The organism is Fulvimarina pelagi HTCC2506, from assembly GCF_000153705.1.
GTDB lineage: Bacteria > Pseudomonadota > Alphaproteobacteria > Rhizobiales > Rhizobiaceae > Fulvimarina > Fulvimarina pelagi.
In genome coordinates this window covers 1,261,071-1,283,317 of sequence record NZ_DS022272.1, presented here as the reverse complement: position 1 = coordinate 1,283,317, position 22,247 = coordinate 1,261,071, and the positions used below count along the sequence as shown (strand labels likewise).

Genomic DNA, 22,247 nt, shown 5'->3' with positions numbered 1-22,247 from the left:
TTGCTCTTTCCTCTCTACGGAAAGCTAGTGGAGTTAATTGACGATGAGTATAGATACGATCCCCGACGAGAGAACGCGCGACGTCGTGCGCTATGACGTCGAGGCCGTGCGTCGGGACTTTCCAATTCTATCGAAAGAAGTCTACGGCAAACCGCTCGTCTATCTCGACAATGGCGCGTCTGCCCAGAAGCCGCGGCAGGTGATCGACCGCATCACTCACGCCTATGAGAATGAATACGCCAACGTTCATCGCGGCCTGCATTTCCTCTCGAATGCGGCGACCGATGCCTATGAGGCATCGCGCGAGGCTGTGCGGCGGTTTCTGAATGCCGGCTCCAGCGACGAAGTCGTCTTCACGCGTTCGGCGACCGAGGCAATCAATCTCGTCGCCTACGGCTATGGCATGCAGGAGATCGGCGAGGGCGACGAAATCGTCCTCACCCAGGCCGAGCATCATTCCAACATCGTGCCTTGGCATTTCCTGCGGGAGAAGAAGGGCGCCAAGCTGATATGGGTGCCCGTCGAGGACGACGGGTCGATCCCCGTCGAATCCTTCGAGAAGGCCATCACGCCGCGCACTAAGCTGGTCGCGACGACCCACATGTCGAACGTTCTTGGGACCGTTGTGGACGTTGAGGCGGTTACGAGGCTCGCCCATTCAAAGGACATCCCCGTTCTTGTCGATGGAAGCCAGGGCGCCGTGCATCTGCCGGTCGATGTCGCCGATATTGGTTGCGACTGGTACGTCTTTACTGGTCACAAAGTCTACGGACCATCCGGTATCGGCGTGCTCTACGGCAAGCGCGAGATGCTGGAGCAGATGCAGCCATTCAATGGCGGCGGCGAGATGATTGTCGAAGTGACGGAGGAGGGCGTTACCTACAACGCACCGCCCCATCGCTTTGAAGCGGGCACCCCGCCGATCGTCCAGGCCATCGGGCTCGGCGCGGCTCTCGAATATGTGGATCGCGTCGGCCGCGAGGCGATTGCTGTGCACGAAGCCGAACTTGGGGCCTACGCCCATCAGCGCCTCAAGCAGATCAACTCCCTGCGCATCTACGGCGAGGCGCCCGGCAAAGGAGCGATCGTTTCCTTCGACATCGAGGGCATTCATGCCCACGATATTTCCATGGTGATTGATCGCGAGGGCATAGCCGTGCGTGCCGGCACTCACTGCGCGATGCCGCTCTTGAAGCGGTTCGGCACCACGTCCACATGTCGAGCATCCTTTGGGATGTACAACACCATGGCAGAAGTAGATAAATTGGCTGAAGCGCTCGAAAAGGCGCGCAGGTTCTTCGCCTGAGGAGCTTCAATGACAGAAGAAAACGAGACAATCGACGAGGCGGGTACCGAAGCGGCCAATGTAGCGATGGCTCAGGGCGAGTCGGCCGGCAAATCGGCGATCCCGCCTGAGGAACTCACGCGGCTCACCGACGACATCATCGGCGCGCTCAAGACCGTCTACGATCCGGAAATTCCGGCTGATATCTACGAGTTGGGTTTGATCTACAAGGTCGACATCGATGACAGCCGCGACATTGATATCGAAATGACGTTGACCGCGCCCGGTTGCCCCGTCGCGGGTGAAATGCCCATATGGGTTGAGAATGCCGTGGCGTCCGTAGACGGCGTGGGCCAGGTCAAGGTCGAAATCGTCTTCGATCCGCCTTGGACGCCGGAACGAATGAGCGAAGAGGCGCAGGTCGCCGTCGGTTGGTTCTGACCGATCGCCGTGCGATCAGATACCAGACCGTCCGGCAAGTTGCCGGAGAAAGGACCGAAATCATGGGCCGTTTCCAGGTGCTCTCCATAACGGATGCAGCGGCAAGCCGTGTCCAGGCGATCCTCGATAACGCCGCCGCCGACGCTTTAGGTGTTCGTGTGGGCGTCAAGAAGGGTGGCTGCGCGGGTATGGAATACACGGTCGAACTCGCCAAGGACCATCGCGAGAACGAGGACGTGGTCGAGAAGGACGGCGCCCGGGTCTACATTGCGCCGGAAGCCGTTCTATTCCTACTCGGCACTGAGATGGACTATGAAGAGACAGTCCTGCGCTCGGGCTTCGTCTTCAACAATCCGAACCAGACCTCCGCTTGCGGTTGCGGCGAGTCGGTCGAACTGAAAGCAGCCGATCTCAAGGTTCTTGCCGAACAGCGCGCCGGCGCCTGACGCTTTCCTGCGATGGCTCCTGGGCTTTTCGCGCTCGCGCCGATCTGGGCGCAACGGCGGTTTACATCCGCCTCTTCCGCCTCATCTGTCAATTCTGCGCCGTATGTGTTTCGCGGCGCTGAGATGTCACAGCTTGAGGGGGAGTCATGAGCAAGGTGCTGGCGGTCGGCCGATACGACGACATCAGCAATCAGGCGATCGAGGATGAGGGTTGGACCTTCCTGCCTTCGATGAAGCAAGCGATGGACCTCGACGAAGCGGCGAGAAACAAGATCGAGGCGATCGCCTATATCGGCCATCACGCCTTCGGCGGCGATCTGATGGATCTTTTCCCGAACCTCGGACTGATCGCGAACAATGGTGTCGGCTACGATGCGATCGACGTGGACGCGGCCTCTCAGCGTAACATCAAGATCACCAATACGCCGGACGTCCTTTCCGACGACGTCGCCGATCTGACGGTCGCCATGCTCCTCGCTCAGCTGCGGTCTCTCTCCAGAGCCGAACAGCACGTGCGGTCCGGTGCCTGGGATCAAAAGCAGCCCTTTCCCCTCCAGCGCAAGATGAGCGGCGGGAAGGTCGGCATCATCGGTCTCGGCAGGATCGGCCGCGAGATCGCGGACCGCTTCGCGGCCTTCAAGATGGAAATCCACTACTGGTCGCGCAAATCCAAGGACACGCCGGACAGCTGGATCTACCACGAGAACGCCCTCGACATGATGGGCGCCGTCGATTTCGCCGTCGTCGCCCTCGTCGGTGGGCCGGCGACGGAAGATTTCGTCACAAAAGAAATGATCGAGGCGCTTGGTCCTCGCGGCATTCTAGTTAACATTTCGCGTGGCACGACCGTCGACGAGAATGCGATGATCGAGGCGCTTCAAGACGGCCGTCTGGGCGGCGCCTGCCTCGATGTCTTCCGGAACGAACCGCATGCGGACAAGCGGTTCTACGATATGGAGAACGTCGTCCTGCAGCCGCATCAGGCCTCGGCGACCGTGGAGACCCGTGCCGCGATGGGCAAGCTTCAGCGCGACAACGTCAAGGCCTTCATCGCGGGGCAGCCTCTTCTGACCCCGGTGAACTAACGTGGCTATCGCGTAGGAGCGGTCGAAACGAACCGGTCGGTCAGTGAGTGAACCGGCTCGACCGAGGCTCGTGCGAAGCGGTCGGTCATGTTCTCTTCCGACAAATAGTCGCCCGAAGTCCGAAAAGACTTCGGGCGATCTCCACTTCTTCGAATTGGCAAACAGGGCTGCGCCGACAGGCGAGGGCGGTCCGGATGCGGCCCGGCTAGACGAGCTTAGAAGAGGCCTTCGATCTGCCCCTGCTCATTGAGGCGAATCGATTCGGCGGCGGGTTTGCGCGGCAGGCCCGGCATGGTCATCACCGAACCGCAGACCACGACAACGAAGCCAGCCCCGGCCGACAGGCGCACCTCGCGGATCGGGATCTTGAAGCCGGTCGGCGCACCGCGCTTCGAGGCATCCGTCGAAAAAGAGTACTGGGTCTTCGCCATGCACACCGGCAGGTTGCCGTAGCCCTGTTTCTCCCAGTCCTTCAGTTGAGTGATAATCTTGGAATCCGCCTCGATCCCGTCGGCCCGGTAGATCTCGCGTGCGATAGTCTCGATCTTTTCGACCAGCCCCATCTCGTCCGGATAGAGCGGCTTGTAGGCCGACCTGCTGCTTTCGCAGACCTCGACGACCTTCTGGGCGAGTTCCGTGACACCTTCGGAGCCCTTGGCCCAGTGCTTGGCTACGATCGCGTCTTCGGCGCCTGTCTGCTTTGCGAAGTCTACAACCGCCTGAAGTTCGGCATCGGTATCCTTGATAAAATGATTGATGGCGACGACCACAGGTACATCGAACTTCTTCAGATTCTCGATATGCCGGCCGAGATTGGCGCAGCCGTCCTTCACCGCCTGGACGTTCTCCGTACCGAGATCGTCCTTGGCGACGCCACCATTCATCTTCAGCGCTCTCACGGTGGCGACCAGCACGACGGCCTTGGGATTAAGTCCGGCCTTCCGGCACTTGATGTTCAGGAACTTCTCGGCGCCAAGATCTGCGCCAAAACCGGCTTCGGTTACCACATAATCGGACAGCTTCAGCGCCGTCTTCGTCGCAATCACAGAGTTGCAGCCATGGGCGATGTTCGCGAACGGCCCGCCATGCACGAAGGCCGGATTGTTCTCCAGCGTCTGAACGAGATTGGGCTGAATCGCGTCCTTCAGGAGGACCGCCATCGCACCTTCGGCCTTGATGTCCTTCACCGTCACCGGGGTCTTGTCCCGTCGCTGGCCGATGATGATGTTGCCGAGCCGCTCCTGCAGGTCGGCGAGATCGGTAGCAAGACAGAGGATCGCCATTACCTCAGATGCGACCGTGATATCGAAACGGTCTTCACGAACAAAACCGTTGGTGACCCCGCCCAGTGAAATAGCAATATGACGCAGCGAGCGGTCATTCATGTCCATGACACGCGGCCAGGTGATCCGGCGCGAGTCGATGCCCTGCTCATTGTCGTAGTAGATATGGTTGTCGATCATCGCCGACAGGAGGTTATGCGCGGTCCCGATGGCATGAATGTCGCCGGTGAAGTGGAGGTTCATGTCCTCCATCGGTACGATCTGAGCGAGCCCGCCGCCTGCGGCGCCGCCTTTGACGCCGAAATTCGGACCGAGCGAGGCCTCACGGATGCAGATCGTCGCCTTCTTCCCGATCGCGTTGAGGCCATCGCCAAGGCCGACCGTCGTCGTCGTCTTGCCTTCGCCGGCGGGTGTCGGGTTGACCGCAGTGACGAGGATGAGATTGCCGTCGGGACGTCCTTCAAGGCTTTTGATGAAGTCTGCGGTGACTTTCGCCTTGTCGTGGCCGTAGGGCAGGAGATGGTCTCTCGGAATGGAGAGTTTTTCGCCGATCTCCTGGATCGGCTTCTTCTTTGCCGCACGGGCAATCTCGATGTCAGATTTCACGTCACTCATTCAGCACCTCCCAGGGCCATTCGATATGGCGAATGAGTAATGTTATGGGCAAGGTCGGTCGAAGGAAACAGGCGAGAGACGAGAAAGCCCCTCGGGCAACCGATTCTCACCGAACGGGTAGGTCTAACCCAGTATTCAGGCTGAAATCGCCCACCTTCTTCAAACAAAATGCTCAATCGGCACTTGTCCCCCTGAGACGATCGAAAAACTCGACATGCGGATTGTACAACCGAACTTCGTGAAGCATGAACAGAAAGTCTGACCGTCGCAGGGTGACGTGAGAAAGGGCGGCTCGAAAGAGGATCGTCGTATCGGGGGCAGCACTACTCGAATTTTCGCGACAACGCGTTTGAACGCTTGTCATCGGGGCATTCCTGTTGCTATTGAGCGTCCGCGCCCGGATGCTGGCGCGAACACCACGCTATCCCGCCATGTCCTTGAAGCTGCGGTCGTGCAGCGTCTTCGGACATTATAAGGCGAGATTCCTCGCGGAGAGGTGGCAGAGTGGTCGAATGCACCGCACTCGAAATGCGGCATACGTTAATAGCGTATCGGGGGTTCGAATCCCCCCCTCTCCGCCATCACCGTCTGCAAACGCCTGGAAAGCAATGTCGCTGACCTGCGCGATGACGCGCTTACCTTTTTCCTAGGTGCTCTCGCTTCGTGGGATTGATCTTCGATCGCGGTCCGAACAGCGGAGCGCCCGATCAAGCATGTGTTCGAAGCGTCTCTTGTCGCTGCCTTCTCGGTTAGAAGCGAACGGGAACATCATGACGAGCAGGAAGAGCAGAGATTCGTCTTCGAGGTCCGGCAACCGCGTGGTTAACCGAATCGCAGATTCTGCAACGGTGTTCATCCCACTAGATGGCTGCCGCTGTCAGCGTTGGAGAGCCCGTTGTGTGCCGAGGGACGCTTCGATGCGCTGAGTATCGTGTGGCATCCGTCTGATTTGTTGCGCCAACAAGCTGCATCTTCCAAGCCTGTGCTCGGCTCTACGGAGCTACGGAGTTTGGTGAGTCGCTATCAGCGCCCGGACCCTCGCTTGGAGAGCTACGTTTCTCGCTTGATCACGCTCCCAAGTGAGCCCGAACCTGTTGAAATCATTTGCGAGCTGCCAAAAGTGCAGCGCACGGTTCTCCAGATCCTCGATGGCTCGAGGAAGTTCCGAATCAGACAACTCAGCGGGTCCAGGTGGGAGCGAAGGCAACATGTGCAAACCATACGGCACGGTTAATTACGACGCTACGAACTATGCGAGATCATCACGTGAATGAACGGAGCTGATGAATCGGCGCAACAGTCGGACCGACTGCCGCTCATGCGATTAACTAACCCCGCTTTTTTCAGTGGAAAAACTTTGAAAGTCATGCATCTTTGCTAAAAGTTCTTCAACCATCTCGGGATAGATCATCATGTCTGAAGTCACTAAAGATTTAAGCAAAAATTCTGATCCGGATTTTCTTGAAAAAGAATTGAATAAAACTTTCAAGGACTCCGAAATCGCAGGCCGACTACCTTTCGCTGCGCGCCAGGCGGTAGGGAACGGTCATCGAAATTCTGCGTCGAGCCTCCGAACTGAGGAACCATTCAATGTGCTTCCCAAAACGATACACGGTGGCTTTCAAGGTCTGGGAAGAGATCTAGACGCTCACGCTCGAGACTGGATGAATTCGGCGCGCCTCTTGGAACAGCTGCGGCCACAGTTGGAAGCCTTTGAGATAGAAAGCGGACGGCTACAGACATTGCTTGCCAAGATTGCTCCTGAAGTCGCGGAGAATGGCAAAGCTTTGTCTAAACAAATGGACGCGGCAAAGTCCGGAGATCTCAGCGGCGAACTCGGTTCCAAGTTTACGCAAACTCTCGCGAAGCTCAACGAGCTTGAACAACTTGCAGAGGCCCTTACAGCTAATCATCTAGCTTTACGATCGATCTGGGAGCAATATGCGCGCGCCGTGCTTCAGGCCGAAGCACTCCGCAAAGGTTTTGGTTCTGTTTAACGAGTCTGTGAAGCATAGATCCCAAAGCCAAAGGAGCTGATGCGTTCAAGGTTTCTGGAAACGGAGGAACGTGTCACTGAAACCAGCTGCAGAGAGTGGAAATCAGCCAGTAAGATGGCAGAGCCGAGTGCCTTCTTTCGACATTATCGAGAGACACGCAGAACTCTAGACTCGCAGCTACAGCAGCCCGCAACCGTCGAGCCTGCGGGAACACATCATAAATGTGGTCAATCGCGCTTTGGACACTCGTGGGGAAGGCGGTACAAGCGATCTCTCGGGAGCTCGTTCGTCAGGAAAGAGGTTCCCTTTATACTGGCCGCCGGTTTGCCCCGCCCAAGACGCGCGGACCAAAAAAGTAATAATCACTTCTTAACAGAGTCTTCGCGAAAAGCCCGGCCCCTCACGGTCATCCGACTTGAACAACGGAAGTCAAAACCGGGCTTGACGCTGCACGCGCCAATCACTATTGACCCCTCAGCCGTTCGGACAGGCGTCTGAGCAGCTTTTTAACGTGTCCCGCGGACTTTTGACGAGCAGCGCCTCGTTGTGTCCTGTCGGCCGCCGGAGGGCGAGCAGAGGAGGGCGCGTTTCCTTGAGAGCCTAGCGCCTCCAAGCGTTTGGGCATGTTTGTTTGTCAAAGGAAATGCGATGACAAAGCGTACATCCGCAAAATACAAGATCGATCGCCGTATGGGCGAAAACATCTGGGGACGGCCCAAGTCTCCGGTTAACCGGCGCCAGTATGGTCCGGGTCAGCACGGCCAGCGCCGCAAGGGCAAGCTGAGCGATTTCGGCGTGCAGCTGCGCGCCAAGCAGAAGCTGAAGGGCTATTACGGCGACGTCCGCGAGAAACAGTTCCGGAAGGTCTACGAGGAAGCCGCCCGCCGCAAAGGTGACACCTCGGAGAACCTGATCGGCCTGCTCGAAAGCCGTCTCGATGCGATCGTCTACCGCGCGAAGTTCGTCCCGACGGTCTTCGCGGCTCGCCAGTTCGTGAACCACGGCCATGTCAACGTCAACGGTGTGCGCACCAACGTTCAGTCCTACCGCTGCAAGCCGGGCGACGTGATCGAGGTTCGCGAGAAGTCGAAGCAGTTGACTTCGGTTCTGGAATCCGTCGGCCTCGCCGAGCGCGATGTGCCGGATTACATTGAGGTCGACCATAATAAGATGGTCGCGACCTACCAGCGCGTTCCGGCATTGCACGACGTACCGTATCCGGTTCAGATGGAGCCTAACCTCGTCGTCGAGTTCTACTCGCGTTAATCGATTTCGATTCTTGCCGAGAAACAAGAAGGCCGTCCGAAAGGGCGGCCTTTTCTACATGAAAATGTGAAGAGCGGTCATTGTTCGCACAGTCGAGCGGAGCTTCGTAACGCACATGTTCAGCTCAGGGGGCTGGGTAGAATTCGCGGTTTCTTCGCTATCGCCGATCCGTTAAACGATCCTTCACCAAGTGAAGAGGGCAGGACGCATGTGGGATGGCGCAGATATCGAAGACGCGGACAAGCCGCTGAGTGCATATTCGTCGTCTGACGAGAACTTCCACCCTCTCTTTGCCGACGCTCCGTCTTCGATCTCATTCAAGAAACTGCGCAAAAGGCTGACCCGGGAGGTCCGCGAGACGATTACCGCAAATGCTATGGCACGTCAGGGTGCCCGTTGGCTGGTCGCCATTTCGGGCGGCAAGGATTCCTATGGCCTGCTGGCCCTTCTTCTCGACCTCAAATGGCGCGGCTTGCTTCCTGTTGACCTCCTCGCCTGCAATCTGGATCAGGGTCAGCCGAACTTTCCCAAGCACGTGCTGCCCGATTGGCTGGCGAAGAATGGCATCGCGCACCGGATCGAATATCGCGACACCTATTCCATCGTCACGGACAAATTGCCCGACAACGCGACCTACTGCTCGCTCTGCTCGCGGCTGCGCCGCGGCCATCTCTATCGCATCGCCCGGGAGGAGGGGTGCGAGGCGCTGGTCCTTGGCCATCACCGCGATGACTGTTTGGAGACCTTCTTTCTCAATCTCTTCCACGGCGGCAAACTTTCGGCGATGCCGGCAAAGCTGTTGAACTACGAAGGCGATCTGTTGGTGCTTCGCCCGCTGATCAATTCCGCGGAGGAAGACCTCGCGCGTTTCGCCGAGGCACTGGCGTTCCCAATTATTCCTTGTGATCTATGTGGCAGCCAGGACGGTCTGCAGCGGAACGTGACGAAGGCGATGCTGAACGACCTGGAAGCGCGGTTTCCGGGACGCAAGGCGGTGATGATGCGGGCGCTCGCCAATGCGCGGCCCAGCCATCTTCTCGATCCGAGCCTATTCGACTTCGCGGGGCTCGGACCGAAGACGACAGCGTGCGACAGGGAGTGATGCGACGTGGGCGACAATACGATCGATCTCGACAGTCTGACTGATATTCTGAAGCGGGCCGGTACGGAAAAGGTCATGCCGTCCTTCCGCAATCTCGGCGACGACAATATCCGCGAAAAGACCTCCGCGATCGATCTCGTAACCGATGCCGACGAAGCCGCCAAGGACTTCATTCGCAAAGAAATCGAGGCGTTTTCGTCAAGCGCGCTCTTCGTCGGCGAGGAATCCGTCGCCAAGGACAAAAGTGTACTCGACAAGATCGGTGACGCCGAGTTCGCGGTCATCGTCGATCCGATCGACGGCACAGCGAATTTTGCGGCAGGACTGCCGCTTTTCTCGATCATGGCGGCGGTCTCGGTAAAAGGCGAGGTTGTCTGCTCCGCGATCCACAATCCCGTGAGCGGCGACACGATTCGCGCCGAAAAGGGAGCGGGTGCCTCGTGGCTGCTTGCAAGTGGCGAAGTGCGAAGGGCGAAGGTCGCATGGCCCGTCGCGCTCGAGGAGACAATCGGCATAATCTCGGCGACTTATTTCGAGCCGAAAGCCCGAACCCGGCTCTATAACCGCCTCAACGAGGTTAAGGTCGTTACCAACTTCCGGAATGCGGGTCATGAATATCAAATGCTTGCGACCGGCGGCTGCCATTTCAATCTCTATTCGAAGATCATGCCTTGGGACCACGCGCCGGGCACGCTGATTGTCACAGAGGCTGGTGGGCACGTCGCTTTTTCGGACGGTGAGCCCTACAACCCGGCCCGTCGCGACGGCATTCTCGTCAGCGCATGCAGCGAACAGACATTCAGATCCGTAAATTCGAAGCTTCTGGGTGCTGAACGCGTGCCTGCGTGAAGTTTCAGCACTTGATCGACGCCTGTGATCTCTATCGTTGCGTTCGCGAGGGTAGGTTTCATCTAGAACAGGGCGAGCTTATCCCCGCCGATGCGCGAGGTCGCGGGACTGCGGTCGCCGAAGACCGTGACCGATATTGCGATCTCAGTCGCCAGACCGCCCTAGACGCTACTTAAGTCATCCCGAGATCTGCCTGCGTAGGTCTAGATTTTGCCTGACAGCATGAGGGCTGCTCACTCCGCACAAACATCGGCTCTTAAGAAAAGACAGAGGACCATTGACCGACCGGTCGCCCGACCGGACCGATCCTCGCGAAAGGTTATGGCGCTCTGCAGCCCAAATAGAATCGCGTCGATCCGATCCCGATCGAGCGAAACCGGTCCTTGTCGGTGGTGTCCGTTTACTCCGCAGGTGAGACGCTTCAAGTCAGGCTGGTCGATGCCCGACGCGATCCGGTACGGATCGTAGGGCTTAATCGGGAATGTGGTGACGACGCATATCGTGGTGTCCAATCCTTAGCTGCCCCCGCAACTGTCAGCGTGGAGCCGGCCCATCGCAGCCACTGGACATAAGGTCCGGGAAGGCGGGTTTCGTTGTCGAAGCGCAAGCCAGGAGACCGGTCGACGGAAGCGAAACCTCGAAAAGAGGACGGCGGGTCCTCGGAATGAACATCATGAAGAACATTCTCGTAGCCGCGCTCTTTGGCGTGACGGGCATGACCCCGGCTTTTGCCCATCACGCAGGCGAACAGATGCAGGCTGCCGAAGGCGTCACGGTGAGCCACGCCTACACGTTTGAAAACGCCGAGATGGCGCATTCCATGCGGGTCTATCTCACGATCACCAATGGCAGCGACGAAGCGGTCGAACTCACCGGGGCTTCGGTCGGATTTGCCGAGAATGTTCTTTTCGAAGCGCAGGCTCTAGAGAACGGGTCGCTGACGACCACTCAGCCCGAAACGATCACCGTGAACGCCGGGCAGACGCTGACGATGCAGCCGGGCGGTGCATGGATCGAGCTTGAAAGCGTTCAGCAGACCTTCGAACATGGCGAGCATTTCGATCTGACGCTGACATTCACCGGAATGGATCCGGTGCAGATCGAAGTCGAGGTCGAGGAAGCACCGGGCGCGGAGCACGATCACGATCATGACCATAGCCATGAAGACGGCGAAGTCTGAACTACAGCTGAGCTGAACGTTTGGAAGAAGCAGCAGGATGACGGCCCGGTTCTCGATGAGCCGGGCCGTTCCCATGTTGATTGGCAGCAATACGAGCGTTTGCTCTATCGAGCCGAAGCGTCGCCCATGGCGTTGCGATCGACCATTCCGGCGTCGCCATTCGCCGCGCCCTGGTGTACGTCATGCGCGCCGTCGCCGGTGCCAGAGCGCGCACCCATCGCTTCAACGGCGAGTTCCACCTCAACCTCACCGGCCTTTTCGAAGCGCAGCGTCAGAGGAACGCGGTCTTCCTCCTTCAGCGGCTCCTTCAGGCCTACAAGCATGATGTGGTAGCCGCCAGGTTCAAGCTCGACCGCCTCGCCGCCAGGTACGGTCAGGCCATCGGGCAGCTCGCGCATCGTCATGACGCCGTCCGCCATACCCATTTCATGGATCTGGACGTCCTCCGCGATCGGCGTCGAGCCGCCGAGGAGGCGATCCTCGGCGGAACCCTGGTTGTCGAGGGTCATGTAGGCGCCCCCAACGGGCGCGTTCGGCGGCGTTGCACGGGTCCAGGGATGGCCGATGGCGATGTCGCCGGCCTTGTAATCGTGGGCGAAGGCTAGTGTCGAAACGGCAAGAGTCAGGGCCGCACTCACGGCAAGAAGCATACGGGAAAACATTGGATATCTCCGAGTGAACAGGAATAAACGGCAGGACGAGACGTCCAGCCTTGTTTCGTTCAGGCGGAGAGGGCGGGAGGCCCACGCTTGTAGGCGAGACCCCGGGGCGGACCCCTCGGGCCGAGGGCGTCGATCGTAAACGGCCAAGAAGGGCCCGTACCGGTTTCAAGACGCGCAACGATCAAGCCGTCCGTGTCGAGCGATGCGGCAACGACCGATGGCGGATGACCGCAACCGATGGCACAGAAGCAGTCGGTACAACAGTCGTGGATTCCCGAGTGATCCGGCGCCCGATCCGATACAGACGTGCCCGCTTCGTGACAGAGGATGAAGGTGCCGCTTGCCTTGGCGGCATCCATGCCGGCACAGACATATGCGGCCGTAACCGCCTGCAGCACAAGCAGTTGGGCGATGACGACGATCAACGCCAAGGCAGATAGTCGGTCCGCAAGAAGTTGCCGGAGCGGGTTCATGGGGGGGCGATTAGCACAGGCATAACGGGGGCGGTAGTCGATGCTTCAAGGTTGCATCGCGATGGATGTAGAACCAGTCGACAGGGTCTCAGCGCTCTGTGAAGAGTGTTGACTTGCATCTGATCAGCACCGGCTCCATGTCGATGAATGAATTGAGATCCCGATTCGGGGCATCACCATCGAGGGTATGTCTGCGCCCAGACGTCGGCTGGATGTTGTCTTGTTTGTTTGGTGAATGCTCTTCGTTCTTTAACTTCTCTGGGAGGCGTAACATGGCCCATCCCCTCTTAAATCGCAGAACATTGCTCGTAGCGAGTGCCACCTTCGGCGGCGCCTTGGTGACGAGCGGTGCCTCCGGTCTGTTCACACCTGCGCGGGCTCAGGGGCTCGCCCCGACTCAATCAATGCGCGGTGGTTCGAACAACTATCGTCCTGGCGCGCCGATCGTCGAGCGGATCGGTAATGGTGGTTTCTGGATGTCGGGGCGCGTTCGCCGCGCCGGGGATGGTGCACCGCTCGAAGGCATCCGCATCCAGATCTGGGCGCATACGACCGAAGCCTACGAACGCGATCCGGAAAGCCACGGCGCGACGCTGACCGGTCCGGACGGCACGTTCAGGTTGGAAATGCCGCAGATCGTGCCGGCGTTCGGCCAGGCCCATGGTCATCTCGCCTATGACGATCCGGAATTCGAGACGGTCTTCCTGCGTCCCATCATGTCCAGTCCGAAGGATACGAGCCTCAGCGCCGACTTCGTCCTGCAGCCGGCCTGACGCAATGTCGTGGTCCGTCCGGGCCGTTCTCGGCTGGTCGGCGCTTGCCTTCGCCGTGGTCGGCCCAATCGCCATCGCCGCTACGAGCGAGTACCTCGCCTATCGCAGTTGGATCTATATCGCGGCGGGCTTTGCCGGAATCGCTGCGATGGCGCTTCTCCTTCTCCAACCGCTCCTCGCGGCCGGATATCTGCCGGGGCTCAGCATGCGGGACGGGCGCAAAATTCACCGCTGGGTTGGAACGACTCTCGTCGCCGCCATCATTGCCCACGTGGCGGGCCTCTGGCTGACGAGCCCGCCCGACGTTATCGATGCGCTACTATTCGACTCGCCGACCCCATTTTCCGCCTGGGGCGTCGTCGCAATGTGGGCGCTGTTTGCGGCGGCATCACTTGCTTTACTCCGTCGGAAATTGCGCATTAGCCCACCGATCTGGCGATTTGCCCACACAGCGTTGGCAACAGTTGTCGTCGTCGGAAGCGTCGTCCATGCGGTCCTGATCGAGGGCCCCATGGGGACGGTTTCGAAGTTCGTACTCTGCATCCTCGTCCTTGCTGCATTGGGCAAGGCCCTGACGGACTTGAGAAGCTGGGCAGTCTTGAGACGGATGGGAAGCAGGCTTTAGTTCTGCCATCCAGTTCAGGCCGCTCGTCAACAACCTTCGCGAAACGCCGCTGCACCGTCGGACACGAGGCAAAGAAAGCGCGCGATCTCGCGCATTTCCGCAGGAGTGAGGCCGTATCCGATTGCGCGCTAAGGCGAATGCCGTTGTTCGTCACATTCAGAACTTTAAACAAGATATAAAGCGTCATTTTTAGTTTAGAATAGATCTAATAAAAGCAAAATTTTTGAAGAAAACCCGCTTTTCTATTGACGTATAGCTCTATTTTTTATTTGACTTCGCGCATCATCAATAAGGAGGCGTTTATGCCGAAATCCATGCTCAAGTGTCTTCTAACGAGTGCAGTTGCAGTAAGCTTTTCACTACCGGCGGCCGCCCAGGAAAGTGGCGGTGAAGTCAACCTCTACTCCTCACGGCACTACGACACCGACGAGCGGCTCTATTCCGATTTCGAGGAACAGACCGGCATAACCATCAATCGTATCGAGGGTGACGCGGACGAGCTCATCGCGCGCATCGAAGCTGAGGGCGATAATTCGCCCGCTGACGTCGTTCTGACAGTGGACACCTCGCGCCTCGAGCGGGCCAAAGGTGCCGGAATACTGCAGCCAGTCGAGAGCGAAACGCTGGAAGAGCGGATTCCTGACCAGTATCAGGATACCGAAAACGAGTGGTTCGGTTTCTCGCTACGCAGCCGAATCTTCTTCTACAACAAGGACGATGTACAAAACCCGCCGCAGACTTATGCCGATCTCGCAAATGATGAGTACAAGGGCATGATCTGTATCCGCTCGTCCGGCAACGTCTACAATCAGACACTTCTCGCCTCGATCATCGAAAATCAAGGCAAAGAAGCCGCACGTGAATGGGCGCAGGGCGTCGTCGATAACTTGGCGCGCGATCCGCAAGGGGGTGATACCGACCAGCTGCGCGGATTGGTTTCCGGCGAGTGCGACATCGCTGTCTCGAACACCTACTATTTTGCGAGAGCACTTGCCAGTGATGTGGAAGGGGTGTCGAGCGGCGCCGATCAGATCGGCTGGGTATTTCCGAACCAAGATACGACCGGTGCCCATGTAAATTTGTCCGGCGGTGGCGTAGCTGCAAATTCGCCCAACCGCGAGAACGCGGTCGCCTTCCTCGAATATCTCGCCTCTGATAGCGCTCAGCAGTATTTCGCTGCCGGCAACAACGAATATCCGGTGGTCGAAGGCGTCGAGACAACGGAAGCTGTCGACGAACTCGGCGAGTTCAAGGCCGACGAGGTCGACCTTTCCGCGGTGGCCAAAAACCTGCCGACTGCGCAGCAGATCTTCAACGAAGTCGGCTGGGAATAAGCTAACGGCGTCCGGGCCTTAAAATGGCTCGGGCGCCTTCGCGCGACAGCAGCAAATCGCAGCGGCGTGGTATCGCTTCAGGCTTGCGGTAAGTCCAATCTGCGCAAGCCTGTTCGAGGAACGCGTTTCCAACTGAAATCCCACGCTCGCGGGTTTGCAAGTCGAGCGTCTTCAAGAACCTAGTGGCATTTCCGCTACCACCTGCAGGTGCGCGGCCGGTCTTGCAGGAATTTGGTTCCTCGCGCCTTCAGACTATGCCGCACGGCGATGGTGCATACGGTCTGAACGCTTTGGCCGGACTACCGCGCCCTGATTTTTCGGATCAGTAAGATCACCGGCAGGAGCCCCATAACGGCGATGACGAGGCTCGGCGCTGCTGCGCCGTCGAGCCGTTCATCCGCCGCCAAGCGATGCGCCTGAACGGCGAGCGTGTCGAAGTTGAAGGGTCTCAAGATCAACGTCGCCGGCAGCTCCTTCAGGGTATCGATGAAGACGATTAAGACGGCGGTCAGCAGACTCGGCGCCATGATCGGCAGATGCACACGAGCAAGTACGGTGTACGGACCTTTGCCAAGTGTTCTCGCCACCGATCCGACATTGGGACTCATGCCGGCCTCACCGCCTTCGTAAGCACCAAGCGCGGCCGCCAGGAAGCGGATCATGTAGGCAGCGACCATCAGCCAGATCGATCCGGTAATCAGAAGCCCCGTGGAGATACCAAAGCGAGCCTCCATGAAGACGTCGAGCGCGTTGTCGAACGCAGCAAAAGGCACAAGAAGCCCGACGGCGATGACGCCGCCGGGGACAGCGTAGCCAATCCGGCCGATCTGTAGGAGCGCGCTGCCGAGCAGACCGTCGCGCAATCGGTCGTAAGCTCCGATCGCGATCGCCGCGCTCACCGTGACGAGCGCAGCGATACCGGCCAGAGTGAATGAATTCCTGACGAACCCGAGATAGCGCTCGCTTAAGATCGACTGGCTGGACCCCGTCGCCATGACGAGAAGAGCAAACGCAGGAAGAACGGCGCCAAGGAGAACCGGGATCATGCAGACGAATGTCGCGATCCAGGCGGAACCTCCTTGCAGTTGTGATCGAGGAAGCGGTGTCGATCCGGATTCGAAACGCGCACCGCCGCGTGTCCGCCTTTCGAGCACAGCCAGGAAAAGAGCGAAGACAAGAAGGCTGAATGCGAGTTGCGCAGCCGCGGCGCGGTCGGCCATGCTGAACCAGCTCTGATATATCCCATATGCAAGGCTCTGGACGCCGAAATAGGCGACCGTCCCGTAGTCAGCGATTGTTTCCATACAAGCGAGAAGCACACCGGCCGCTATCGCCGGGCGGGCCATCGGCAAAGAAATTCTCAGAAAGGCGCTCCAGGGTCCGTGTCCGAGCGTCCGTGCGGTGCTGTAGGCTCGCGCTCCCTGCGAGATGAAGGCTGCCCGAGCAAGAAGATAGACGTAAGGGTAGAGAACAAACGTCAGCATCGTCGCCGCGCCTCCCGGCGATCTGATCTCTGGAAACCAGTAGTCCCTTGCCCCCCAGCCTGTTACGTCCCGTAGAACAGTCTGGATAAGGCCAGGATGGTCGAGAAGATCGGTATAGGCGTAGGCGAGAACGTAGGCCGGAAAGGCCAGCGGCAGGACGAGCGCAACTTCCAGAAGCCGTCGTCCAGGAAATTCATAAGACGTGACCAGCCAAGCCGATCCCGCTCCCATCAGGAAGGTACCGAGAGCAACGCTCACCGTCAGGAAAAGGGTCGTCGCGATATATCGCGGCAGGACTGTTTCCCATAGATGGCCGAGGATATCGAAATTGCCGTCCAACGCGGCGAAGACGACGGCAACAAGGGGCAACATCACGATCAACGCGATCCCGGATGTCACGCATGTCAGGCCAAGCAGGCGATGTTCGGACGATGGGCGCGGCATTAGGCTGCGAGGAAGGCTTTCATGATCCGCGTATTGCCTCGTTGCCGTGAAGCGAAAGCGGGATTGTGGAAGAATCGCGAACGGACAAGACTTTCGGCGGAACGCCCTAGACGACCGTCGGTCCATTCATGGCTATTGTCGGCTATGCGTAACCAAGCACGATGTCAAATAGAAACATGCTTTTTAGAACGGTTCTATTGTCCTTCATCGGTCTTTGATTTTCGCAACAACTGATATGTCCGTCGCCTCTTGAAAGAAGAGCTTATGAGAAGAATAAACTCGACCTTGAGAAACTTGGAAACGCAACGAGGTCCGGCCAGTCAGGACTACTGGCCGAGCGGAGAATAAATCAGCTTACCTTTGTTGATCGGCGCCCGAATTGTCCTGCAGAGAAGTCGATGAGATCGTCGAGTTCGTCGGTTATGTGGAATCGTTCACGGTTGCGCAGGGCAGGGGGATCTGTCCTGAAAAGGCTCTCAACGGACACTCGGTCGCAAATCCATGCGTCGAAATGCAGATGTGTGCGTAGGGAGCAATCCGCAGAACGTCGCGAGCGACACCGCGTAAGTCGGTGCAGGAAATCGATGCGCGATGGAGATATGGTGGGTGATATAGGGCTCGAACCTATGACCCGCTGATTAAGAGTCAGCTGCTCTACCAACTGAGCTAATCACCCACGCCGAAGCGCTATGGCCGCTTCGTGCACCGCATATAAGGGGACAGTCTGATTGTGTCCACCCGGTTTCAGCGGACGTCGGTCGATAAATGCAAGACCTCAATCCTGCCAAGGAAGGTTGCGTAGGACTGCCAGTGGGAACATCTGCGGGCGAATTTTCGCAATGCTGGTCGAGATTGGCAGAGGCTTGGCCTGTTCGACCGGTTCGATCGGGGACACTGATGAGGCAGCCGATCTCGCGGGGCGTTCGCTTCCAGCTCGTTCGGAATCCTCTTCGGGGATGTCGGCATAGCGGATGCCGGCGAACATAGTTCGGCGATAGATCAGCCGGGCAGGGCGGGGCGCTTCCTCGCTAATCTTGATGGTGAATTCCTTCGGCATGTGCACCGATTCGGCAAGCGTCAGAAGGGCGCCTGTCGCCGAGACGTTCCGCACGACGCAGTCGAAGGTCGAGAAGCCGTTGTTGAAGATGATTTTTGCTCGTTTGAGAACGCGCATGCGCGGCGCGAACCGTCGCTCCGATCCGTCGGCTTCTTTTTCGGGAAGTGCCATCGTCTAATCGTCCCAGGGCTTCTCAAGTCTCTGGGATTTTCGGCGAGACTGGTTACGACGCCGTAAACGGCTTCGCCAGAGCAGTTCAACTCATCTGTTTCGAGCGCCATCGTGAAGGATCGGTTTCGCAGATCGATCGATTTCCCATCGAACAAAGGCCGCGGGTTGCCCCCGCGGCCTCATGTGGTCGGATCCTAGTTGCGTTCCCTGTCGACCAGGGCATTCGACTTGATCCACGGCATCATGCCGCGCAACTTCTCGCCGACTTCTTCGATCTGGTGCCGGTCGTGCATGCGACGCGTGCTCTTGAAGCGCGCCGCGCCGGAGTGCCATTCCTGCATCCACTCGGAGGTGAAGCGGCCGGTCTGGATGTCCGTGAGAACGCGCTTCATCTCAGCCTTGGTCTCGGCGGTGATGATGCGCGGTCCCGAGACATACTCACCCCATTCGGCCGTGTTCGAGATCGAGTAGTTCATGTTGGCGATGCCGCCCTCGTAGATGAGGTCGACGATCAGCTTCACCTCGTGGAGGCATTCGAAATAGGCCATCTCAGGCGCATAGCCGCCTTCGACCAGCGTCTCGAAACCGGCGCGGATGAGCTCGACAAGACCGCCGCAAAGGACGACCTGCTCGCCGAAGAGATCGGTCTCGCATTCTTCCTGGAACGTCGTCTCGATGATGCCCGACCGGCCGCCGCCGACGCCGCAGGCATAAGACAGGGCAAGATCGAGCGCATTGCCGGAGGCGTCCTGGTGCACGGCGACCAGGCAGGGCACCCCACCGCCGCGCTGATATTCGGAGCGGACCGTGTGCCCGGGCCCCTTCGGCGCGATCATCACGACGTCGATGGATGCGGGCGCTTCGATCAGCCCGAAATGAACATTGAGACCGTGGGCGAAGGCGATCGCCGCGCCGTCGCGGATATTGTCCTTGATCTCGGCGTTCCAGATCCCGGCCTGTAGCTCGTCCGGCGTCGCCATCATCATCAGGTCGGCCCATTTCGCCGCGTCAGCCACCGAGAGAACCTCGAGACCGTCCGCTTCCACCTTCTTGGCGGTTGCCGAGCCTGGGCGTAGGGCGACCTTGATCTCGCCGCAGCCGGAGTCCTTCAGGTTCAGCGCATGGGCGCGCCCCTGCGAGCCGTAGCCGACGACGACGACCTTTTTGCCCTTGACGAGATTGAGATCGGCGTCGCGATCGTAATAGACGCGCATATAGTTTCCTTCCGTTTCATTTGGCCGGGGAGGGGTGTCCGCCCGGCCGTCGGTTAAGACCCGAAGAGGGTCATGAAGCGCCGGGCGGCCTGCTCAGCGGCCCGGTCGATGTCGAATGTTCCGCCGGCCTCATCGCCCAGTAGCATGCGGATTTGCAAGTCGCCGACGACCAGCCCGAAAAAGGCTGAGAACGCATCACTCTCGCTGGGATAGGCGATCAGCCCGCTCGCCCGCCCAGCGACGAAAAGCGGCGCGATGCGCCGAGCCATCTCCACCGGTCCGTTGCGCAGCACGATCGCGCCGAGGTCCAGAGTCTCGGACCCCGCCTCGGCGATCGCCAGCCGGTTGAGTGCGATCGAAGTCGGGCCAGTCAGCACACTCAGCCAGTCGGAGGCAAAACGGGTGAGGGCGGCGAGCAAGAATTCGCTGTTGATCGGCCCGTTCGGTAGGTCGATGCCGCGCACCTTGGCAGCCTGCCAACGAACTGTCGCGATCAAAAGCCCATCCCGATCGCCGAACCAGCGATAGAGCGTCTCCTTGGAACAGGATGCCGCCCGCGCGACCGCGATCATCGACAGCGGCCGCTGGCCCTTGACGATAAGCTCCAGAACCGCTTCCAGCACATCCCGCTGACGGTCGGTCAGGGGCTCGACTATCCCGTCATTCGCCGCGATCCTGTGCTGAGCAGCTTGCATCGACCAATCCATCTGAGCCGAACCGTACCGTACGGTTCGGCCTCGCGGCGACCGCCTATGCGAAATTTCCGCGCCCTGCAAGAGGGCTGATCGAGAAGGGCTCGAGATGGCTCTTTTTGCTTGACCCGCGATCCATGACGGGTCCTCAATAGACTAAATTCCTACCCGGTCCGCTAGCTCAATCCAATTCGTCTCAAGGGATCGGGAGGCGTCCCGCTGAACATATGCACCAGCAGTTTTCGGCTGAACCCAATACTGCGATCCTGAGCGGCTTCATCAAAGGTGCCGGCTCCTTGATGGCGCTCGATGCATAGGAAGATTCTCGCTTCCAACAGATAGCCGAAGCCTGCGCCCGTGGGCTCTGCTCAACGCGGCAGTCTCGGCGTCTTCGCCGCCACCCAATGCGCCTCCATCTCGTCGAGGCTCGCGTCCTGAAGCGATTTGCCTTCCGAGGCGAGGGCGGTTTCGATGTGGTCGAAGCGGTTGCGGAACTTGGTGACGCACCCGCGCAACGCCTTTTCGGGATCGACGTCGTAGTAGCGTGCGAGATTGACGACCGAAAAGATGAGGTCGCCGAGTTCCTCTTCGCGGCGGCCGCGAGCGGCGTCTACCCGATCACCGGCCCGTTCGTGGTACAGTAGCAGATCGGCGTCCGCAGGCGCACCATTCGACGGCGCGGCATCGCGGTCCGCGCGCGGTGGCTCGATATCTCTATTGGAGCTTGCCTCCTGATAGCCATTCGACATTCCAAGTTCTTCACGAAACTCCGCAATCTCCTCCTCGATCTTGGCGAAGATCGGCTCAGGCTCTGACCAGTCGAAGCCCACCTTGGCAGCTTCTTTCTGAATCTTGAGGGCAAGCGTCAGGGCAGGGAAGGCGCTAGGAACTTTATCCAGAAACCCCTCGCCGCCCGAATTGGTATTCTGTCCTAGGATTATTGCCCTTTCTGCGGCTTTTTCTTCCTTTTCCTCGGCCTTTATGCGCTCCCACTGGCCCTTCGCGCTGCCGGGCGATCGCGCTTCGGCATCGCCGAAGACGTGCGGATGGCGGCGGATCATCTTCTTGGTGATGCTTTCCACAACGTCCTCGAAGGTGAACCAACCAGCTTCCTTTGCCATCTGCGCGTGGTAGACGACCTGGAGCAAGAGATCGCCGAGCTCTTCCTTCAGGTCGATCCGGTCGCCGCGCTCGATCGCGTCGCACACCTCGTAGGCTTCCTCGATCGTGTAAGGTGCGATGGTCCCGAAATCCTGCTCAAGATCCCAGGGGCAGCCACCGTCCGGATTGCGCAACGCAGCCATGATCTCGATCAGGCGGGAGATGTCGCGGGCGGGTTCCATGGGCTGCGGCTCCATCGGCTTAGGTATCGAGACGAAGACGCGGATGTGCGGCGGCATCAACCCGCGTCGGTGAGCTTTCCACTGAAAAGCACGTGGCGCGGCGACGGATGCGGGAAGCCTGACCGGTCGGATCTGGGTGGCCCGGCATACGTCGAAGCGGCGTCTCCGCCGGACAGATCGTTCGCAGGCTCTGACCCGGTTCGCGACGTTAATCCGAGGCGGTAACCAAATAGCAGGTTCCGATGGGTATGCCGGCTGATAAAGCTATAGCGCAGGCGCGGGGAAGATCGTGGTTAACGAAACCGCCGCACGCGCGTTCCCCTGCTCGCGGCAGTTCCATAATCTATATTATGCAACTTTTGCACCTGGGCATTCAGTCTCGTTTCGGCGCTTGCGTCCTCTCCGATCGCTTTCCGGCGATTACGG

The 22,247-nt window shown here is 59.0% G+C and carries 20 protein-coding genes, 2 tRNA genes and 1 riboswitch; of the genes, 13 read left to right on the top strand and 9 right to left on the bottom strand.

Annotated elements, in window-relative coordinates:
- The first annotated feature begins 43 nt into the window (after nt 1-43).
- The 4 genes from FP2506_RS06035 (at nt 44) to FP2506_RS06020 (ending at nt 3,257) form a co-directional block, all read left to right on the top strand.
- Entirely contained in the window at nt 44-1,306 is a 1,263-nt protein-coding gene (locus FP2506_RS06035) for a cysteine desulfurase (RefSeq protein ID WP_007066526.1), read from the top strand.
- A gap of 9 nt (nt 1,307-1,315) precedes the next feature.
- On the top strand, nt 1,316-1,726 hold the full coding sequence (locus tag FP2506_RS06030) for an SUF system Fe-S cluster assembly protein (protein WP_007066525.1): 411 nt from the start codon (nt 1,316-1,318) through the stop codon (nt 1,724-1,726).
- Nucleotides 1,727-1,788: 62 nt separating this feature from the next.
- Nucleotides 1,789-2,172 carry a Fe-S cluster assembly scaffold SufA gene (gene sufA, locus FP2506_RS06025; RefSeq protein WP_040489457.1) on the top strand — a complete coding sequence of 128 codons (384 nt, stop codon included), beginning with the start codon at nt 1,789-1,791 and terminating at the stop codon, nt 2,170-2,172.
- A 146-nt stretch (nt 2,173-2,318) separates the two neighbouring features.
- Nucleotides 2,319-3,257 (top strand): 2-hydroxyacid dehydrogenase, encoded by a 939-nt coding sequence (locus tag FP2506_RS06020; protein WP_007066523.1) that lies wholly within the window; start codon nt 2,319-2,321, stop codon nt 3,255-3,257.
- Nucleotides 3,258-3,472: 215 nt separating this feature from the next.
- On the opposite strand, the gene FP2506_RS06015 is transcribed toward FP2506_RS06020, so the two are convergent.
- Complete coding sequence (locus FP2506_RS06015; RefSeq protein ID WP_007066521.1) at nt 3,473-5,155, bottom strand: formate--tetrahydrofolate ligase; 1,683 nt, start codon at nt 5,153-5,155, stop codon at nt 3,473-3,475.
- A gap of 490 nt (nt 5,156-5,645) precedes the next feature.
- On the opposite strand from FP2506_RS06015, the gene FP2506_RS06010 reads away from it, so the two are divergent.
- From FP2506_RS06010 to FP2506_RS05975, 6 genes are all read left to right on the top strand, one after another.
- Nucleotides 5,646-5,736, top strand: a tRNA-Ser gene (locus tag FP2506_RS06010).
- An 831-nt stretch (nt 5,737-6,567) separates the two neighbouring features.
- Nucleotides 6,568-7,152, top strand: coding sequence for a hypothetical protein (locus FP2506_RS18670; RefSeq protein WP_148227479.1), 585 nt, complete (start codon nt 6,568-6,570; stop codon nt 7,150-7,152).
- A 648-nt stretch (nt 7,153-7,800) separates the two neighbouring features.
- Nucleotides 7,801-8,418 carry a 30S ribosomal protein S4 gene (gene rpsD, locus FP2506_RS05995; protein ID WP_007066518.1) on the top strand — a complete coding sequence of 206 codons (618 nt, stop codon included), beginning with the start codon at nt 7,801-7,803 and terminating at the stop codon, nt 8,416-8,418.
- 208 nt (nt 8,419-8,626) lie between these two features.
- Entirely contained in the window at nt 8,627-9,520 is an 894-nt protein-coding gene (gene ttcA, locus FP2506_RS05990) for a tRNA 2-thiocytidine(32) synthetase TtcA (RefSeq protein WP_007066517.1), read from the top strand.
- 6 nt (nt 9,521-9,526) lie between these two features.
- Entirely contained in the window at nt 9,527-10,369 is an 843-nt protein-coding gene (locus tag FP2506_RS05985; protein ID WP_007066516.1) for an inositol monophosphatase family protein, read from the top strand.
- A 419-nt stretch (nt 10,370-10,788) separates the two neighbouring features.
- A riboswitch (cobalamin riboswitch) is annotated at nt 10,789-11,008 on the top strand.
- Nucleotides 11,009-11,042: 34 nt separating this feature from the next.
- The gene (locus FP2506_RS05975; protein WP_187289024.1) at nt 11,043-11,549 is read left to right on the top strand and encodes a copper chaperone PCu(A)C; all 507 of its coding nucleotides are present in this window, start codon (nt 11,043-11,045) and stop codon (nt 11,547-11,549) included.
- 104 nt (nt 11,550-11,653) lie between these two features.
- Here the strand turns inward: FP2506_RS05975 and FP2506_RS05970 are convergent, their stop codons facing one another.
- Complete coding sequence (locus FP2506_RS05970) at nt 11,654-12,211, bottom strand: copper chaperone PCu(A)C (RefSeq protein WP_040488950.1); 558 nt, start codon at nt 12,209-12,211, stop codon at nt 11,654-11,656.
- Nucleotides 12,212-12,270: 59 nt separating this feature from the next.
- Complete coding sequence (locus FP2506_RS05965; protein ID WP_040488948.1) at nt 12,271-12,642, bottom strand: hypothetical protein; 372 nt, start codon at nt 12,640-12,642, stop codon at nt 12,271-12,273.
- 314 nt (nt 12,643-12,956) lie between these two features.
- On the opposite strand from FP2506_RS05965, the gene FP2506_RS05960 reads away from it, so the two are divergent.
- The 3 genes from FP2506_RS05960 (at nt 12,957) to FP2506_RS05950 (ending at nt 15,416) form a co-directional block, all read left to right on the top strand.
- Nucleotides 12,957-13,457, top strand: a complete 501-nt coding sequence (locus FP2506_RS05960) for a hypothetical protein (protein WP_040488947.1) — start codon at nt 12,957-12,959, stop codon at nt 13,455-13,457.
- 4 nt (nt 13,458-13,461) lie between these two features.
- Nucleotides 13,462-14,082 (top strand): ferric reductase-like transmembrane domain-containing protein, encoded by a 621-nt coding sequence (locus tag FP2506_RS05955; protein WP_007066510.1) that lies wholly within the window; start codon nt 13,462-13,464, stop codon nt 14,080-14,082.
- A gap of 302 nt (nt 14,083-14,384) precedes the next feature.
- Complete coding sequence (locus tag FP2506_RS05950; protein WP_244404128.1) at nt 14,385-15,416, top strand: Fe(3+) ABC transporter substrate-binding protein; 1,032 nt, start codon at nt 14,385-14,387, stop codon at nt 15,414-15,416.
- Between the two features lie 299 nt (nt 15,417-15,715).
- Here the strand turns inward: FP2506_RS05950 and FP2506_RS05945 are convergent, their stop codons facing one another.
- From FP2506_RS05945 to mazG, 6 genes are all read right to left on the bottom strand, one after another.
- On the bottom strand, nt 15,716-17,272 hold the full coding sequence (locus FP2506_RS05945) for an ABC transporter permease (protein ID WP_244404251.1): 1,557 nt from the start codon (nt 17,270-17,272) through the stop codon (nt 15,716-15,718).
- A gap of 672 nt (nt 17,273-17,944) precedes the next feature.
- Nucleotides 17,945-18,020, bottom strand: a tRNA-Lys gene (locus FP2506_RS05940).
- Between the two features lie 99 nt (nt 18,021-18,119).
- The gene (locus FP2506_RS17920; RefSeq protein WP_007066507.1) at nt 18,120-18,572 is read right to left on the bottom strand and encodes a PilZ domain-containing protein; all 453 of its coding nucleotides are present in this window, start codon (nt 18,570-18,572) and stop codon (nt 18,120-18,122) included.
- A 194-nt stretch (nt 18,573-18,766) separates the two neighbouring features.
- A complete protein-coding gene (gene ilvC, locus FP2506_RS05930; RefSeq protein WP_007066506.1) occupies nt 18,767-19,786 on the bottom strand; it encodes a ketol-acid reductoisomerase in 1,020 nt (339 codons plus the stop codon).
- Between the two features lie 53 nt (nt 19,787-19,839).
- Nucleotides 19,840-20,481, bottom strand: a complete 642-nt coding sequence (locus FP2506_RS05925) for a TetR/AcrR family transcriptional regulator (protein WP_040489454.1) — start codon at nt 20,479-20,481, stop codon at nt 19,840-19,842.
- Nucleotides 20,482-20,846: 365 nt separating this feature from the next.
- Entirely contained in the window at nt 20,847-21,821 is a 975-nt protein-coding gene (mazG, locus tag FP2506_RS18940; RefSeq protein WP_040489453.1) for a nucleoside triphosphate pyrophosphohydrolase, read from the bottom strand.
- Nucleotides 21,822-22,247: the final 426 nt, after the last annotated feature.